The organism is Pseudoclavibacter sp. VKM Ac-2888 (genome assembly GCF_015351285.1).
GTDB lineage: Bacteria > Actinomycetota > Actinomycetes > Actinomycetales > Microbacteriaceae > Pseudoclavibacter.
On the sequence record NZ_JADKSM010000001.1, the window covers coordinates 1 to 17,302 of the forward strand.

Here is a 17,302-nt window from a genome sequence, read left to right on the forward strand (position 1 = left end):
GAGCGTCGTCCCTACAACTCCCGCGATGACCGCGGCGAGCGCAAGTCGTTCCCGCCCCGCGACGGTGAGCGGAAGTCGTACGCACCGCGTGATGACAACCGTGGTGAGCGGAAGTCCTACGCGCCCCGTGATGACAGCCGCGGCGAGCGCAAGTCGTACCCTCCTCGTGACGGCGAGCGGAAGTCCTACGCACCGCGTGATGACAACCGTGGTGAGCGGAAGTCGTACGCGCCTCGTGATGGTGAGCGCAAGTCCTACGCGCCCCGTGATGACAACCGTGGTGAGCGGAAGTCCTACGCGCCACGCGATGACAACCGTGGTGAGCGCAAGTCGTACCCTCCTCGTGATGGTGAGCGCAAGTCCTACGCGCCACGTGACGACAACCGTGGTGAGCGGAAGTCGTACCCTCCTCGCGATGACAGCCGTGGTGAGCGCAAGTCGTACCCGCCTCGTGACGGGGAGCGTCGTCCCTACAACTCCCGCGATGACCGCGGCGAGCGCAAGTCGTTCCCGCCCCGCGACGGTGAGCGGAAGTCGTACGCACCGCGTGATGACAACCGTGGCGAGCGGAAGTCCTACGCGCCCCGTGACGACAGCCGCGGCGAGCGCAAGTCGTACCCTCCTCGTGACGGTGAGCGCAAGACCTACGCGCCTCGTGATGACAACCGCGGCGAGCGGAAGTCCTACCCTCCCCGTGACGGCGAGCGTCGCTCATCTGGCCCCCGTGGCGACAGCCGTGGCGGACGCGACGATCGCGGCTTCTCTGGCGGCCGCGGACGTCCTCCGGCGCCTGAGCGTCCGGAACTGACCGAGGAGGAGCTGCTCGCGCGTGAGCTCCGCCCCGTTCGGGCAGAGCACATCGACCCCATCGTTCCCGACGAGGTCAGCGAGTCGGATCTCCCCAAGGGCGCCCGCAACGAGCTCAAGACGCTCGAGGCGACCAACCAGGAATTCGTCGCCAGGCACCTCGTGATGGCATCGGTGCTGATCGACAGCGATCCCGAGCTCGCCCATCAGCATGCCGTCTCGGCGGCACGCCGCGGCGGACGTATCGCCATGGTGCGCGAGACCCTCGCCATCACGGCGTACACGATCGGCGACTACGCTCTGGCACTCCGCGAGCTGCGTACCTACCGTCGCATCAGCGGCAAGGAAGACCAGCTGGCGCTCATGATCGACAGCGAGCGCGGCCTCGGCCGCCCGGACCGGGCCCTCGAGCTCGGTCGCGCCGCCGACCGCACGGGGCTCGGCCCGGCCGAACTGGTCCAGGTCGCCATCGCCATGTCCGGTGCGCGTCTCGATCAGGGCGCCGCCGACCTCGCGCTTGCTGAACTCGAGATCCCGCAGCTCGACCCGAAGCGCGCCTACTCGTACAGCCCGGCCCTGTTCGCCGCCTACGCGACCGTGCTCGAGGAACTCGAGCGCACCGCGGAAGCCGAGCGCTGGACTGCCCTCGCCACCAGGGCGCAGGATGCTCTCGACGCCGTCAAGCACGACGAGCACGAGACCATCGAAGTCGTCACCGAAGGCGAGTTCCCCCCTCTCGAGGAGGACGAGATCGACGAGGACGGGATCGCAGCCGAGACCGAGATCGCGGGCGAAGGCTCGACGAGCGCTGTCGAGGGCTCGGGAAGCGTCGCAGATGGCGAAGCATCCGAGGCCGCGGAGTACTCGCGTGACGAGGACGACCTCGAAGCCGAGGTAGATGAGCTGCTCGCGGCGGCCGGTGACACGGTTGCAGCTGAGCCCGAATCGGAGGCTGCGGCTGAGGCCGTTGTCATCGACGAAGCCGCTGCCGTGCTCGACGACGAACTGGTCGCCGAGGTCGAGGAAGAGGCGGACGAGATCGTCGCCGAAGCCGAGGCGCTGGATGAGGTCCAGGAAGAGGCCGACGAGATCGTCGCTGACGCGGAGACTGCCGACGAGGCGAAGGAAGTCCAGGAAGAGGCTGACGAGATCGTCGCCGCTGCCGAGGATGCCCAGGAACTCGCGATCGACGAGCACGACATCGACGAGCACGAGAGCGCGCCTGTTGCCGTCGACGTCGAGCTCGATGTCGTCCCGGCACCTGCTGAGGCCGAGGTCGCATCGGAGTCAGACGCTGACGCTGCGCCTGCCGATGCTGCATCGGACGCTGATGACAGCGACGCCGAGAACAGCGACGACGAGAACGACGACGAAGACGAGGAGAAGAAGCGCAAGGGCGACGAGCCCGAGCCCCTCTTCGACCTGTGATCGGATGCGGGGCGGCGGATCCACTCCGCCGCCCCGCGCCCGCCTGCGGGGCCCGCAGCGCCCGCTGTGCCTGTACCTCGCGCGAAGTGCGCGAATCGCGTCGATCCTGCCTGGGCCGACGCCAAGATCCCAAGAGTCAGGCTGCCGAAGCCGACGAGCCGAGAGAGACGAGAGATGCTGATGGCTTTGTTCAAGAAGAGCACCGGAACCGGACCTTCCCCGCTCGACGGCGTGGACGTGGTGCTGGCGGACCTGGATGGCGTCGTCTACCGCGGACCGAACCCGGTGCCCTACGCGGTGGAGAGCCTGAATGCGCTCGCCGCGGCCGGTCTCCGCTCTGGGTACATCACGAACAATGCCTCCCGCACGGATGAGCAGGTCGCGCAGCATCTGCGCGAGCTGGGGCTCACGCTGACGGCCGAGGACGTCGTGACGAGTCCGCAGGCGGCGGTGCGTCTCCTGGCTGACCAGGTAGCCCCCGGCGCGCTTGTGCTCGTCGTCGGTGGGGACGGTCTCATCGACGAGCTCGCCAAGGCTGGATTCCGCGTGACGCGATCCGCGGACGACGAACCCGACGCAGTCATCCAGGGCTTCGCGCCGCACGTCGGCTGGGAGCACCTCGCGGAGGCCTCGTTCGCGCTCGCGCGCGACATCCCGTGGGTCGCGACGAATCAGGACTGGACGATCCCTGTCGCTCGCGGCATCGCCCCAGGCAACGGAACGCTGGTGTCGGCCGTGCACACGGCGGTGCAGAAGCTGCCGCTCGTCGCCGGGAAGCCGGAGAAGGCGATCTTCGACGAGGCGGTGCGCCGCTTCGACGCGAAGAAGGCGCTGTTCATCGGCGACCGACTCGACACCGACATCAAGGGTGCCTCGAACGCCGGCATGGCCTCGGCGTTCGTGCTCACGGGCGTCGACCGCCCCAAGCAGCTCATCGCGGCGCCCCCTGGTCAGCGTCCCGACTTCATCTTGAGCGACCTTCGCGAGCTCTCGCAGCCGTACCCGAAGGTCGTCAGCGAGCGTCCACAGGCCGAGGTGGCCGTCGCGCGCGTCGGAGACGCGCAGGTCACAGTGCGTGGCATCGACGTCATCGTCGACCGCGCCGGCTCCTCGCCCATCAACCTCCTGCGTGCTGGCTGCGCAGCGATCGCGGCTTCGGAGAAGCTCATCTACGCGCTCCGGGTGCCGGAGGTGCTGTACTCGGAACTCGCGTCATGAGCATCGACCCAGGCGGGGCCGCCGACGACACGGAGCTCGCCCCCGAGCTCGATCGAATCGCGTCCCTGCCCGTCTCGGAGCGCGCGGCCGAGTTCTCGCAGCTGCACCAGCAGCTGGGGGAGCTCCTGGAGAGCACTCCCGTGGAGCTCTTCGACGGGGACAGCGCGTGAACGGTCCGATCACGACGCCCGAGGGAGGGCCGCTCAAGCGCCTCGACACCGAGCTCACCCACCGTGGACTCGCGCGCAGCCGCACGGCCGCGGCGCGCCTCATCGAGGCCGGGCTGGTGTCCGTGAACGGTGTGCAGGCGAGCAAGACGGGCCTCCGCGTCGCCGACCACGACGAGCTGACGATCGCTGGGGGAGACGACTTCGTCTCGCGAGCCGCGCACAAGCTCGTCGCGGGTCTCGACGCGGTGCCGACGCTCGATCCCACTGGTCGAGTAGCGCTTGACGTGGGTGCATCCACCGGCGGCTTCACACAGGTGCTGCTCTCTCGCGGCGCACGTCACGTCGTGGCACTCGACGTCGGGCACGACCAGCTGGCGCCGTCGGTGCGCGAAGATCCTCGCGTCTCGAACCTGGAAGGCGTCAACGCCCGGTTCGTCGACGCCGAGCAGCTCGACGAACTGCTCGTGGCAGCGGAATCGCCCGTGCGCTCCGCCGATATCGACCTCGTCGTTGGCGACCTCTCGTTCATCTCCCTGACCAAGGTCATCGCGCCCATCCTGGCGATGGCGCCCGGGATCGTCGACGCCGTGCTGCTCATCAAGCCGCAGTTCGAGGTCGGGCGGACGGGCGTGAAGGGCGGCATCGTCCACGACCGCAGGCTGGTCGCGCCCGCACTCGAGCGGGTGCTCATGGAAGCCGCCGACTGCGGGCTCGAGCTCGTCTCCCTGCGGCCGTCTCCCATCGTGGGAACGCACGGGAACTCGGAATTCGTCGCGGTCTTCCGCACGTCGAGAGGCTCGAGTCCAGCGGATGCTGACAGACTCGACACTCTGCGGCGAGCCATCGTCGAAGCGGAGGACTTGGAGGCAGATCGATGAGCGGAAACTCGAAGCGGCGGATCCTCGTCGTCAGCCATGTCGCACGCGAAGACGCCATCGAGGCGGCCATGACGGTTCTGCAGCTGCTCGACGATGCCGGCGTGGTTCCCGTGCTCGAGCCGTCGACGCACCGCGAGCTGCTGCGCCTCGACAGGAACCGGGTGCCCCGGACGACCATGGCGCTCGGCGATCAACTCGCGGCCGACGAAGTCGAGATCGCCATCGTGCTCGGGGGCGACGGCACCATCCTGCGTGCCGCCGAGCTGGTGCGCGATGCCGGGGTCCCGATTCTGGGGGTCAACCTCGGTCACGTCGGCTTCCTCGCCGAGAGCGAGCGAGACTCGCTCGCGGACGCTGTCGGACGAGCCCTCGATCGCGACTATGAGGTCGAGGAGCGGATGACGCTCGACGTCCGGGTCACGCTCGGCGGCCAGACCGTCTACGAGACCTGGGCCCTCAACGAGGCATCCATCGAGAAGGCCAGCCGTGAGCGGATGCTCGAGCTGGTTCTCGAGGTCGACGGGCAGCCGCTGCTCAGCTTCGGCGCCGACGGCGCGATCTTCTCGACGCCGACCGGCTCCACCGCCTACTCGTTCTCGGCGGGCGGCCCCATCGTGTGGCCGACGGTTGAAGCGCTGCTGCTCGTGCCGATCAGCGCGCACGCCCTCTTCGCGAGGCCCATCGTCGTCGGCCCGAGCTCGACGCTCGCCGTGGAGATCATTCCCCGCACCGGCACGCCGGGTGTGCTGTGGTGCGACGGGCGACGCACGTACGACCTCACGGCGGGCTCCCGCGTGACGGCAACGCGGGGAGGCGCCCCGATCCGTCTGGCGCGACTCCACAGCGCGCCGTTCAGCAAACGACTTGTGGAAAAGTTCCAACTCCCGACTTCAGGATGGCGAGGACCCGCACGCGCATGATTCTTGACATCGATATCTCCGGCCTCGGCGTCATCGAACGCGCCGAGCTTCCCCTCGGCCCCGGCTTCACCGCGATCACGGGTGAGACCGGCGCGGGAAAGACCATGATCGTCACGGCGCTCGGCCTGCTCCGCGGCGGGCGCGCCTCCGCGGACGCGGTGCGATCGGGCGCGAGCAAGGCAGTCGTGGAGGGGCGCTGGCAGCTCGACGCCGACAGTGCCGCAGCGCGCCTCGCGGCAGACGCGGGCGCAGAGCTCGACGAGAACGACGAGCTCCTCGTGGCCCGCCAGGTGAGCGCGGAGGGTCGGAGCCGAGCCTGGCTCGGCGGGCGCGGGGTGCCAGCCTCGATCCTCGCCGACCTCGGAGAGCGCCTTGTCGTGGTGCACGGGCAGAGCGACCAGTGGCGGCTTCGCAGCGAGGGAGCGCAGCGTGCCGCGCTGGATGCGTTCGGCGGTGCCGAGCTGCGCAGCGCACGCACCACGGTTCGCGAGGCGCATGTTCGCCGCGCCGAGCTGCGCGCCGAGCTGCAGACGCTGAGCGACGCTGAGGCCGAGCGCGAGCTCGAAGCCGCCCGACTGCGTCGAGCACTCGCCGACATCGAGCCGGCCGAGCCGCAAGCGGGGGAGGACGTGACGCTCCTCGCCCGCATCGAGCGGCTCTCCAACCTCGAGGCGCTCCGGCGCGACGTCGGCCAGGCGCACGAGCTCCTCGCCGGTGACAGCTCCGCAGGATTCGGCGGACAGGGCGGCGCGAGCTCCACCGAGCTGGTCTCGCAGGTGCGGGCCCTCATCGACAGCGCGACAGCGAGCGATCCCGCTTTGGGTGAGCTCGGACAGGCGGCGGCCGACATCTCGTTCGCAATCGACGAGCTCGGCCTGCGCCTCGCCGGCTACCTCGACGGACTCGAAGCCGAGGGAAGCGGTGAACTGGCGGAGCTCAACGAGCGGCTCACGCTGCTCACGAGCCTCACGCGCACCTACGGACCGACGCTCGACGACGTGATCGAGCTCGGCTCCCAAGCGGGCATCCAGCTGCTGGAACTCGAGAACGACTCGACGCGCATCCAGCAGCTCGAGGCGCAGATCGCCGAGGCGGAGGAGGCGCTCGCCGCCGCGGCTGCGCGCCTCACGGAACTCCGGACCGCGACGGCTGCGGTGCTCGAGGAGCGGGTCACGGAGGAGCTCCACGCCCTCGCCATGCCGGCAGCCCAGCTCACCGTGGCCATCACCCCGCTCGACGAGATCGCCGCCCACGGCGGCGACCGGGTCGCCTTCATGCTCCGTCCGCATCCGGGAACCGAGCCGGCCCCGCTCGGCAAGGGCGCTTCCGGCGGCGAGCTCTCTCGCGTCATGCTCGCGCTCGAAGTCGTGCTGGCGGACGTGAGCTCGGTGCCGACCCTCGTGTTCGACGAGGTCGACGCCGGCGTCGGCGGGTCCGCGGCGATCGAGATCGGGCGCCGCCTGCAGCGGCTCTCCGCGAACGCTCAGGTCATCGTCGTCACGCACCTGGCGCAGGTCGCTGCGTTCTCGGACAACCACATCAGCATCGAGAAGTCGAGCGACGGACAGTTCACGACCTCCAGCATCCGCCAGATCAGCGGTGCAGACCGGACGCAGGAGATCGCCAGGCTCCTGTCGGGACTCTCCTCCAGCGAGACCGGGAACGCCCACGCAGAGGAGCTGCTCGAGCTCGCCGCGGCGAATCGCACAGCGTCAGGCGCAGACGGATCGCGGTCCGTCGGCTAACATGGAATTCCGTGACTAGCGCAGATATCCCAGTTGCGGGAAACGACCAGGCCGTTGTCAAGCAGATCTATGTGACCGGGGGCGTGGTCTCCTCTCTCGGCAAGGGCCTGACCGCTGCCAGCTTGGGCAACCTCCTCAGGGCCCGAGGCCTGCGCGTCGTCATGCAGAAGCTCGACCCGTACCTCAACGTCGACCCGGGCACCATGAACCCGTTCCAGCACGGCGAGGTGTTCGTCACCAACGATGGGGCTGAGACCGACCTCGACATCGGCCACTATGAGCGCTTCCTCGACGTCGACCTCGCGCAGTCGGCCAACGTCACGACCGGGCAGATCTACTCGAGCGTCATCGCCAAGGAGCGCCGCGGCGAGTACCTGGGCGACACGGTCCAGGTGATCCCGCACATCACCGACGAGATCAAGCGACGCATGCGCCTCCAGGCCAGCGAGGAGCCTCGCCCCGACGTCATCATCACCGAGGTCGGCGGCACGATCGGCGACATCGAGTCGCAGCCCTTCATCGAGTCGGCCCGCCAGCTGCGCCACGAGCTCGGACGCGACAACGTGTTCTTCGTGCACGTCTCGCTCGTCCCGTTCATGGGAGCCTCAGGCGAGCAGAAGACCAAGCCCACCCAGCACTCGGTCGCGGCTCTCCGCTCCGCGGGGATCCAGCCGGACGCGCTCGTGCTGCGCAGCGACCGCCCCGTGACCGAGAGCAACAAGCGCAAGATCGCCCTCATGTGCGACGTGCCGGAGCGTGCCGTCGTGAACACCATCGACCTGCCGTCGATCTACGACATCCCCCGCGTCCTGCGCGATCAGGGGCTCGACGAGTACATCATCGAGCAGCTCAAGCTCCCCGCCGAACCCATCGAGTGGAGCGCCTGGGAGCGCCTGCTCGAGGTCGTCCACCAGCCCAAGCATCAGATCACGGTCGGCCTGGTCGGCAAGTACATCGACCTCCCCGACGCCTACCTGTCCGTGACCGAGGCGCTGCGGGCCGGCGGCTTCGCGAACCAGACGCGCGTCAAGCTGCGCTGGATCCCATCCGACGAGTGCGAGACGGCAGAGGGCTCCGCAGCACAGCTGAGCGACGTCGACGCGATCTGCGTGCCAGGCGGCTTCGGCATCCGCGGCATCGAGGGCAAGCTCGGCGCCCTGCGCTTCGCTCGCGACAACGGCATCCCCACGCTCGGGCTGTGCCTCGGCATGCAGTGCATGGTCATCGAGTACGCGCGCAACGTCGTCGGCATCAGCGACGCGAGCTCGTCCGAGTTCGACCCGGAGACGCCGAACCCCGTCATCGCGACCATGGCCGAGCAGGTCGACATCATCGAGACCGGCGACCTCGGCGGCACGATGCGCCTCGGGTCCTACCCGGCAGCCCTCGACGAGGGCTCCATCATCGCCGAGCTCTACGGCTCGACCCTCGTCGAGGAGCGCCACCGTCACCGCTACGAGGTGAACAACGCGTACCGCGATCAGATCTCGGATGCGGGCCTCCACTTCTCGGGACTCTCACCGGACGGCACGCTCGTCGAGTACGTCGAGCTGCCGCGCGAGGTGCACCCGTTCTACGTGGCCACGCAGGCGCACCCCGAGCTCAAGTCGCGCCCCAACAACGCGCACCCGCTGTTCTCCGGCCTCGTCGCCGCCGGCCTCGAGCGTCAGCGCTCCGGTCGCCTCGTCGACGTCGAGGAGAGCGTGCAGGACGTGGACCAGGTCCAGCAGTGACCTCGTCCGCTGAATCGGGACCCTTCGCCGACGCGGTCGCGGAAGACACGGTGCTCGAGTCGAGCGTCGTCTTCCGCGGCGCCGTCTGGGACATCGTCCGCGAGCGGTTCCGTTTCGGCGGAGAGGTGCTGACGCGGGAGTTCATGTCGCACACGGGCGCGGTCGCAGTGCTCGTGCTCGACGACGCCGACCGCATCCTCTTCATCCGCCAGTACCGTCACCCGGTCGGGCGGCGCGACTGGGAGCTGCCGGCAGGACTCCTCGACGCGCCCGGCGAGGACCCGCTCGACGCCGCGAAGCGCGAGCTCGGCGAGGAGGTCGACCTGCTCGCGGACCGCTGGGACGTGCTGCTCGACCAGTACACCTCGCCGGGGGGCAGCAGCGAGAACGTGCGCGTCTACCTCGCCCGCGGTCTCTCGGCCACTCCGGAGGCGTTCGATCGCACCGGTGAGGAGGCGGAGCTCGAGCAGCGCTGGGTTGCGCTTCCCGACGCGCTCGAGGCCGTCCTCGACGGCTCCGTGCAGAACCCGTTCGTCGTCTCGGGCGTCATGGCGCTCCACCTCGCGAAGGAACGCTCCTTCTCGACGCTCCGACCCGCGGACGCGGCCTGGCCGACCCGCTCGCCGGGGCGCCCAGAGTAGTCGGCCAGCGCATGGCCGCGGATCCGGGCCAGGCCACGTCGGACGCGGCCCGCCTCGATACCTACCTCAGGCATCTGACGATCGAGCGCGGCCTCTCCGCCAACAGCCTCGGGGCCTACCGGCGAGACCTCGTCAAGTACCTCGACTGGCTCGAGCAGGGTGACCGCAGCCCGGTCGCGGCCGCGAAGCCCGAGGACGTCACCGCCTTCCTCGCGCACCTGCGCGACGGCGAGCAGCTGGCCGCCTCCTCCATCTCGAGGACGCTGTCCTCGGTGCGCGGCTTCCACCGGTTCCTGCTCGACGAGGGTGTGCTCGACGTGGACGCCACCGCGCGGGTGCGCGCGCCGAAGCTGCCGTCCCGGCTCCCGAAGGCGCTCACCGTGGCCGAGGTGGAGCGGCTGCTGCAGGCAGCAGACGGCGAGACGCTCGAGGCGATGCGCGACACCGCGCTCGTCGAGCTCCTCTACGCGAGCGGCGCGCGCATCTCCGAACTCGTCGACCTCAACGTCGATGACCTGCTCGAGCCCGGCATCCTCCGGGTGCGGGGCAAGGGCAACAAGCAGCGCATCGTGCCGGTCGGCAGCTTCGCGCAGCGAGCCCTCGACCGCTACCTCGTCCGAGCGAGACGCGAGCTCTCCTCGCGGGGGAGCGCAACCCCGGCGCTGTTCCTCGGCACGCGCGGTGCGCGGCTCTCCCGGCAGAGCGCCTTCAACCTGCTCGACGCGATCGCAGCGCGGGCGGACCTCGCCGGGCGCGTCTCCCCGCACACCCTCCGCCACACGTTCGCGACGCACCTGCTCGAGGGCGGAGCGGACGTGCGTGTCGTGCAGGAGCTCCTCGGCCACGCCTCCGTCTCGACGACGCAGATCTACACGCTCGTGACAGCCGACACGCTCCGGGACGTCTACGCGACGAGCCATCCGCGCGCCACCCTCGGCGGAGGCCAGGCCGGGGATAGGATGCAGAGGTCATGAGCGAAGAGACCATCGAATCCACTCCCCGCAGCGCAAGCGCGGTGTCGACGCGACTCTATAACCACTTCGACGTGCCAGAGGAACTCGACGACCACGGCCCTGCGCGCATCATCTCGATGTGCAACCAGAAGGGTGGCGTCGGGAAGACCACGACGAGCATCAACCTCGGCGCCTCGCTCGCGCTCTATGGCCGCCGTGTGCTCGCCGTCGACTTCGACCCGCAGGGTGCGCTGAGCGCGGGCCTCGGCATTCGCACCTACGACGCCCCGACGGTCTACGACCTGCTCATCGGCACGGTCAAGGACCCACACGAGGTCATCCAGCCGACGGCCTTCCCGGGCCTCGACGTGATGCCCGCGAACATCGACCTCTCGGCGGCGGAGGTGCACCTCGTCACCGAGGTCGCGCGCGAGCAGATCCTCGCGAGTGTGCTGCGCAAGGTCTCGAGCGAGTACGACGTCATCATCGTCGACTGCCAGCCCTCCCTCGGACTCCTCACGGTCAACGCGCTCACCGCGAGCCACGGCGTGATCATCCCGCTCGAGTGCGAGTACTTCGCGCTCCGCGGCGTCGCGCTGCTCGTCGAGACCGTCGACAAGGTGCGCGACCGCCTCAACCCCTCGCTCGAGCTCGACGGCATCCTGCCCACCATGTACGACGGCCGCACCCTGCACTCGCGCGAGGTGCTCGACCGCGTCTACGAGGCGTTCGGCGACCGCGTCTTCGACACGGTGATCGGCCGCACGGTGAAGTTCCCCGATGCCTCCGTCGCCGGCGTGCCCATCGTCAGTTTCGCTCCAGAGCACACCGCGGCGAAGGCCTACCACCAGCTCGCGCGCGAGTTGGTCGAACGTGGCGCCGTCGCCTAGCACGCTGACCGCACGGGCCACCCCGGCCAGGCAGGGGAGCTCGGCCGCCGCCGACATCGAGGCGGCCCCGGACGCGGACTTCCGTGTCTCCCTCAGCAACTTCGAAGGCCCGTTCGATCTCCTGCTGACGCTCATTTCGAAGCACGAGATGGACATCACCGAGGTGTCGCTCAGCCGCGTCACGAGCGAGTTCATCGGATACCTGAACGACCTGTCGACGCCGGAGGAGCTCGATCGGGCGAGCGAGTTCATCGTCGTCGCGGCAACGCTGCTCGACATGAAGATCGTCAGCCTGCTTCCGCAGGGCGAGTACGTGGATGCGGAGGACGTGGCGATCCTCGAGGCACGAGACCTCCTGTTCGCGCGCCTCCTGCAGTACAAGGCGTTCAAGGAGGTCTCCGCATGGTTCGCGGCGGCGCTCGGCGTCGAGGGGCAGCGTACGACTCGTGCCGTGCCCCTGGAGGCGAAGTTCCGAGAGCGCATCCCGGAGCTCGTCTGGACGCTGTCCGCCGCCGACTTCGCCGCGCTCGCGACGCTCGCGCTCGCGCCACGAGAGATCCCGACCGTCGGCCTCACCCACCTCCACGCCCCCAAGGTGAGCATCCGAGAGCAGGCCCGCATCCTCGTCGCGGTCCTCCAGGACGGCGAACCGCGCACCTTCCGGGAGCTCGTCGCTGACGCCAGCGCTCGCGGTGTGGTCATCGCCCGCTTCCTGGCCCTCCTGGAGCTGTACCGCAGGGCCGCGTTGAGCTTCGAGCAGGAGACCCCGCTCGGCGAGCTCATCGTGCAGTGGGACGCGCAGGACTGGGATGCGGCGCAGCTCTCGAGCCTCGGAGACGACGATGACTGACCTCACCGCGACCGAGCAGCCCTCCGATCCGGGCGAGCAGCCAAGCGTCGAGCTCGACCGCGCCGTCGAGGCGATCCTCTTCGTCGCCGACGAGCCGCTGTCGCTCGTGACCATCGCCGGCGCGGTCAGCCGCCCCGTCTCCGACGTCCGAGCATCCATCGGCCGGCTCGTCGCCGACTACAACGGCGACCTCGGCGGGCCGGAGCGCGGCTTCGAGCTGCGCGAGGTGGGCGGGGGATGGCGGCTCTACGTGCGCGAGACGCTCGACGACATCGTCGCCGACTTCGTGCTCACCCGCCAGCCGTCGAGGCTCTCGCAGGCCGCGCTCGAGACGCTCGCCGTCATCGCCTACCGTCAGCCCATCACCCGTTCGCAGGTGGCGCAGGTCCGCGCTGTGAACGTCGACTCGGTGGTGCGTACTCTGGTAGCACGTGGCCTCATCGCAGAAGACGGCCACGACGACGTGACCGGGGCCATTCGCTACGTCACGACCCAGGCGCTTCTGGTGCACCTGGGACTCAACTCGCTCGACGAGCTGCCAAAGATTTCACCTCTGCTCGACGAAGGACAGGACGGATTCCATGAGTGATCAGCGAGGGCGCGCACCGCGCCACAGCGACGCCGACCGCACCGCCGACGAAGCCGCGGCGCTCCGCCAGGCTGCGCAGGCGCGACCTGAAGGCGGCTACTCGATGGACGACTTCGCCGACATCCCGCTGCCCGGCCGCGAGGTCGCTCCGGTGGAAGAGCGCAACGACGGCGTCCGTCTGCAGAAGGCGCTCGCGGCGGCAGGCGTCGCCTCCCGTCGTGTCTGCGAGCAGTACATCACGCAGGGACGCATCGAGGTCAACGGGGTCGTCGTGACCGAGCTCGGCAGCCGCGTCTTCCCGGACCGTGACGAGGTCGCGGTGGATGGCACCCCCATCCAGCTCGACCCGAGCAAGCGCTACGTCCTCCTGAACAAGCCCACCGGGGTCGTCTCGACGATGCGCGACGAGCAGGGCCGCCCTGACCTTCGCGAGTTCACGAGCGAATTCGAGGAGCGGGTCTACAACGTCGGCAGGCTCGACATCGACACGAGCGGCCTGCTGATCCTTACGAACGACGGGGAACTCGCGCACGTGCTCGCGCACCCGTCCTTCGGCGTGGAGAAGACGTACATCGCCCGCGTCGAGGGACGCGTGTCCGCGAAGGCCCTGCAGCGCCTTCGCCAGGGATTCGAGCTCGAGGACGGCTTCATCAAGGCCGACAGCGCGAGGCTGCTCGCCGATCAGCCGAGTCACACGGCCTCGCTCGTCGAGATCGTGCTGCACTCCGGCCGCAACCGCATCGTGCGTCGCATGCTCGAAGAGGTCGGGCACCCCGTCAGCGCGCTCGTGCGCCGGAGCTTCGGGCCGTTGAACCTCGGCACGCTGCGCGAAGGGGAGATGCGCGAGTTCACTACACTGGAGCTCGGCCGCATCCTGAAGCTCGCCCGGCGAGCCGGTGAGCAGCGCGAGAGCGGCGCCCCCGCGCAGTCAGCAGCCCCCGAGCGCGGGGCGAAGCAGGGGAGAACCGCGCGGCAGACGCCGTCTGCCAAGTCGAAAGGTCGTCGATGACGCCAACTCGAACCAACTCCCCGGTGCGGGTGGTCGGTGCCGGGCTGCTCGGCACGAGTGTCGGTCACGGGCTCCGGAGGCTCGGCGTCGACGTCCAGCTCGACGACATCTCGCCGTCGGTGCTGCAGCTCGCGGTCGACTACGGCGCGGGAACCCCCGCGGCGGATGCTGCCGGGGGAGAGCCACCCCGCATCGTCGTGGTCTGCGTGCCGCCTGACGTGACGGGCCAGGTCGTCGCGGCCGAACTCGAGCGCTGGCCGGACGCCATCGTGACCGACGTCGCGAGCGTGAAGTCGGCACCGCTCGCCGAGCTCGTCGCTCGGGGAGCCGACATCAGCCGGTACCTCGGCTCGCACCCCATGGCCGGCCGCGAGACGGGCGGGCCGCTCTCGGGCCGCGCCGACCTCTTCGTCGGACGCCCGTGGGTCATCGCGCACCACGAGCAGACGAGCGTCTTCGCGCTGCAGGAGGTCGAAGGCCTTGCGCTCGACCTCGGCGCGACTCCCGTCGCGATGACGGCCCACGACCACGACCGTGCCGTGGCGCTGGTCTCCCACGTCCCCCAGCTGGTCTCCACGCTGCTCGCCTCCCGCCTCGTCGACGACGAGGACGGCGCGACCGCGCTCGCGGGCCAGGGGCTGAGAGACCTCACGAGGATCGCCTCGAGCGACCCCGTCCTCTGGACCCAGATCCTCACCGCGAACGCGGCCCCGACTGCTGCGGTGCTCCGCAAGCTGCAGGCCGACCTCGACAAGGTCGCCGGAGCGCTCGAGCGCAGCCAGGAGCGCGGCTCCGGGCGCATCATCGCGGAACAGCTCGCGACCGGCAATGCCGGCGTCGCGCGCCTGCCAGGCAAGCACGGCTCCTCGCGACGCGAGTTCGACTCCGTCACGGTCATGATCGACGACAAGCCAGGCCAGCTCGCACGCCTCATGGGCGATGTGGGCGACGCGCAGGTCAACGTCGAGGACTTCCGGATGGAACACGCGCAGGCATCGAACGTGGGTCTCGTCGTCATCTCCGTCGTGCCATCGGCGACGGCGAAGCTCGTCGAAGAGCTCGAGCAGCGAGGGTGGAGGATCGCCGCATGAGCGCGCTCGCCTCTCCGCCCGCCGCCTCCGTCGCGGTCGCCCCCCTTGTCGTCGCCGTCGACGGCCCGGCTGGGTCGGGCAAGTCCAGCGTGTGCCGCGAGAGCGCGAGGCGCCTCCGCTTCGGCTACCTCGACACCGGCGCCGCGTACCGCGCGCTCACCTGGTTCGCCATCGAGCGGGGCTGCGACCTCGACGACGCCGCGACCATCGTCGCCCTGCTGCCCACCTTCATCGCCGAGTACCGCATCTCGCAGAGCCCGGACGAGCGCTGGGTTCGCGTTGGCGAGACCGATGTCTCGGAGCACATCCGCGACACCGCCATCTCCGGCGAGGTCTGGCGAGTATCCCGGGTGCCAGAAGCCCGTGCGGCCCTCACGGCGCTCTTCCGGAGCACCATGGCCGAGACGGCAGCTGCCGGCATCATCGCCGAAGGCCGGGACATCACGACGGTCGTGGCCACGGATGCGCCCGTGCGCATCCTCATGACCGCGGACGAGGCCGTTCGCATCGCACGCAGGGCCGGTGAGAAGGCAGGCGAGGCGGCCTCCGCCGTGGCCGAGTCCGTCTCGGCGCGCGATGCCCGCGACGCCAAGGTCACCAACTTCACCGAGGCCGCCGACGGCGTCACGGTGCTCGACACGACGAGGCTCGATTTCGAGCAGTCGGTCGAGGAATTCCTGCGAATCGTCGCCTCGGCGCCCGGTTCGCACCAGACGACAGCACCGTCGCTGGCAGCCGCCCCGAGCGCGCTGTCAGACACGACAACACGAAGGAGTCACGATGACTGACGACCAAGGGAACAACGACGAGGCCACACAGGCCTCAGACGAGTTCGACGCAGCAGGAGGCGAGGAGCTCGTCTCGCGCCTGGAGGGGCTCGACGAATCCGTCGTCGAGCAGCGCACCAACGCGCTGCGCCAGAGCCTCGACGACTACGAGCTCGAGGAAGACGACCTCGAGGTGCTCCTCGGCGCCTCCGAGGACGGCGACGCCATCACGTACCTGCCAGCGCTTCCCGTGCTCGCGGTCGTCGGCCGACCCAACGTCGGCAAGAGCGCGCTCGTCAACCGCATCATCGGCCGGCGCGAGGCCGTCGTGGAGGACACGCCAGGCGTGACCCGCGACCGCGTCTCGTACAAGGCCGAGTGGAACAACCGCTGGTACACGATCGTCGACACCGGCGGGTGGGAGCCCGACGCGAAGGGCATCGACCTGTCGGTCGCCCAGCAGGCGGAGATCGCCGTCGAGCTCGCTGACGCCGTGCTCTTCGTCGTCGACGCGAATGTCGGCCCCACCGCCACGGACGAGCACGTCGTGAAGCTGCTCCGCAAGACGGACCGGCCCGTCATCCTCGTCGCGAACAAGGTCGACGACGCCGTCCAGGAGCCGAACGCGGCGCAGCTGTGGAGCCTCGGACTCGGCGAGCCGTGGCCGGTCTCGGCAGTCCACGGACGCGGTGTCGCCGACCTCCTCGACAAGGTCATCGAGATCCTCCCCGAGGTCTCCAAGGTCGCGAAGGAGGAGATCGGCGGGCCCCGCCGCGTCGCCATCCTGGGACGACCGAACGTCGGCAAGTCGAGCCTCCTCAACAAGGCCGCTGGCGAAGAGCGTGTCGTCGTCAACTCCCTCGCCGGCACCACTCGCGACCCCGTCGACGAGCAGGTCGAGCTTGGCGGCAAGATCTGGCGCTTCGTCGACACGGCGGGCATCCGCCGTCGGGTGCACCTGCAGCAGGGTGCGGACTTCTACGCCTCGCTGCGCACGACGGCCGCCCTCGAGAAGGCCGAGGTCGCCGTCGTCGTCCTCGACGTGACCGAGGCCGTCAACGTGCAGGACCTGCGCATCATCGACCTGGTGCTCGAGTCCGGGCGCGCGCTCGTGCTCGCCTTCAACAAGTGGGACATGCTCGACGACGAACGCCGCTGGCAGCTCGAGCGTGAGGTCGAACGCGACCTCGCTCACGTCGCCTGGGCGCCGCGCGTCAACATCTCCGCGAAGACCGGCCGCCACCTCGAGAAGCTCGTGCCGGCCCTCGAGCTGGCCCTCGACTCGTGGGACACGCGCATCCCCACGGGCAAGTTCAACGCGTTCCTCGCGGAGCTCACGGCGGAGTTCCCGCACCCGCTCCGTGGCGGCAAGCAGCCGCGCATCCTGTTCGGCACCCAGGCGCAGACGCGTCCGCCGACATTCGTGCTCTTCACGACCGGCTTCCTCGACCCGGGCTACCGTCGTTTCATCCAGCGTCGACTCCGCGAGGTGTACGGCTTCGAGGGCTCGCCGATCATCACGAACATGCGTGTCCGCGAGAAGCGGGCGAAGCGCAGCTAGCGAGTCCGCCAGCGCCGAGGGGTCCGTTCCGCAGTCGCGGGACGGGCCCCTC

General features: G+C 69.6%; 16 protein-coding genes. All 16 read left to right on the forward strand.

The window, feature by feature from the left end; genetic code table 11:
- The coding region (locus ITJ61_RS00005) for a hypothetical protein (protein WP_194685125.1) at positions 1–2,235 on the forward strand (2,235 nt) is incomplete at its 5' end.
- A 180-nt stretch (positions 2,236–2,415) separates the two neighbouring features.
- Complete coding sequence (locus ITJ61_RS00010; RefSeq protein WP_194685126.1) at positions 2,416–3,453, forward strand: HAD-IIA family hydrolase; 1,038 nt, start codon at positions 2,416–2,418, stop codon at positions 3,451–3,453.
- A complete protein-coding gene (locus ITJ61_RS00015) occupies positions 3,450–3,623 on the forward strand; it encodes a hypothetical protein (protein WP_181062905.1) in 174 nt (57 codons plus the stop codon). Before ITJ61_RS00010 ends, ITJ61_RS00015 begins: the two co-directional genes overlap by 4 nt.
- Complete coding sequence (locus ITJ61_RS00020; RefSeq protein WP_323744265.1) at positions 3,620–4,501, forward strand: TlyA family RNA methyltransferase; 882 nt, start codon at positions 3,620–3,622, stop codon at positions 4,499–4,501. Before ITJ61_RS00015 ends, ITJ61_RS00020 begins: the two co-directional genes overlap by 4 nt.
- Positions 4,498–5,421, forward strand: a complete 924-nt coding sequence (locus ITJ61_RS00025) for an NAD kinase (RefSeq protein WP_104242281.1) — start codon at positions 4,498–4,500, stop codon at positions 5,419–5,421. The genes ITJ61_RS00020 and ITJ61_RS00025 overlap by 4 nt, the downstream gene beginning before the upstream one ends.
- Complete coding sequence (gene recN, locus ITJ61_RS00030) at positions 5,418–7,166, forward strand: DNA repair protein RecN (protein WP_194685127.1); 1,749 nt, start codon at positions 5,418–5,420, stop codon at positions 7,164–7,166. The genes ITJ61_RS00025 and recN overlap by 4 nt, the downstream gene beginning before the upstream one ends.
- Positions 7,167–7,177: 11 nt before the next feature.
- Positions 7,178–8,899 (forward strand): CTP synthase, encoded by a 1,722-nt coding sequence (locus ITJ61_RS00035; RefSeq protein ID WP_258063201.1) that lies wholly within the window; start codon positions 7,178–7,180, stop codon positions 8,897–8,899.
- Positions 8,896–9,540: an NUDIX domain-containing protein gene (locus ITJ61_RS00040; RefSeq protein WP_104242279.1), complete on the forward strand. Its 645-nt coding sequence runs from the start codon at positions 8,896–8,898 to the stop codon at positions 9,538–9,540. Before ITJ61_RS00035 ends, ITJ61_RS00040 begins: the two co-directional genes overlap by 4 nt.
- A gap of 11 nt (positions 9,541–9,551) precedes the next feature.
- Positions 9,552–10,514 carry a site-specific tyrosine recombinase XerD gene (xerD, locus tag ITJ61_RS00045; protein ID WP_194685128.1) on the forward strand — a complete coding sequence of 321 codons (963 nt, stop codon included), beginning with the start codon at positions 9,552–9,554 and terminating at the stop codon, positions 10,512–10,514.
- Entirely contained in the window at positions 10,511–11,383 is an 873-nt protein-coding gene (locus ITJ61_RS00050) for a ParA family protein (RefSeq protein WP_104242275.1), read from the forward strand. Before xerD ends, ITJ61_RS00050 begins: the two co-directional genes overlap by 4 nt.
- Positions 11,367–12,233 (forward strand): segregation and condensation protein A, encoded by an 867-nt coding sequence (locus ITJ61_RS00055; RefSeq protein ID WP_374953200.1) that lies wholly within the window; start codon positions 11,367–11,369, stop codon positions 12,231–12,233. Before ITJ61_RS00050 ends, ITJ61_RS00055 begins: the two co-directional genes overlap by 17 nt.
- A complete protein-coding gene (gene scpB / locus ITJ61_RS00060) occupies positions 12,226–12,822 on the forward strand; it encodes an SMC-Scp complex subunit ScpB (protein ID WP_104242273.1) in 597 nt (198 codons plus the stop codon). The genes ITJ61_RS00055 and scpB overlap by 8 nt, the downstream gene beginning before the upstream one ends.
- A gap of 103 nt (positions 12,823–12,925) precedes the next feature.
- Positions 12,926–13,831: a pseudouridine synthase gene (locus ITJ61_RS00065; protein ID WP_104242308.1), complete on the forward strand. Its 906-nt coding sequence runs from the start codon at positions 12,926–12,928 to the stop codon at positions 13,829–13,831.
- Positions 13,828–14,922, forward strand: a complete 1,095-nt coding sequence (locus tag ITJ61_RS00070; protein WP_194685129.1) for a prephenate dehydrogenase — start codon at positions 13,828–13,830, stop codon at positions 14,920–14,922. The genes ITJ61_RS00065 and ITJ61_RS00070 overlap by 4 nt, the downstream gene beginning before the upstream one ends.
- The gene (cmk, locus tag ITJ61_RS00075; protein ID WP_194685130.1) at positions 14,919–15,710 is read left to right on the forward strand and encodes a (d)CMP kinase; all 792 of its coding nucleotides are present in this window, start codon (positions 14,919–14,921) and stop codon (positions 15,708–15,710) included. The genes ITJ61_RS00070 and cmk overlap by 4 nt, the downstream gene beginning before the upstream one ends.
- On the forward strand, positions 15,703–17,250 hold the full coding sequence (gene der / locus ITJ61_RS00080; protein ID WP_104242269.1) for a ribosome biogenesis GTPase Der: 1,548 nt from the start codon (positions 15,703–15,705) through the stop codon (positions 17,248–17,250). Before cmk ends, der begins: the two co-directional genes overlap by 8 nt.
- The last annotated feature ends 52 nt before the right edge of the window (positions 17,251–17,302 follow it).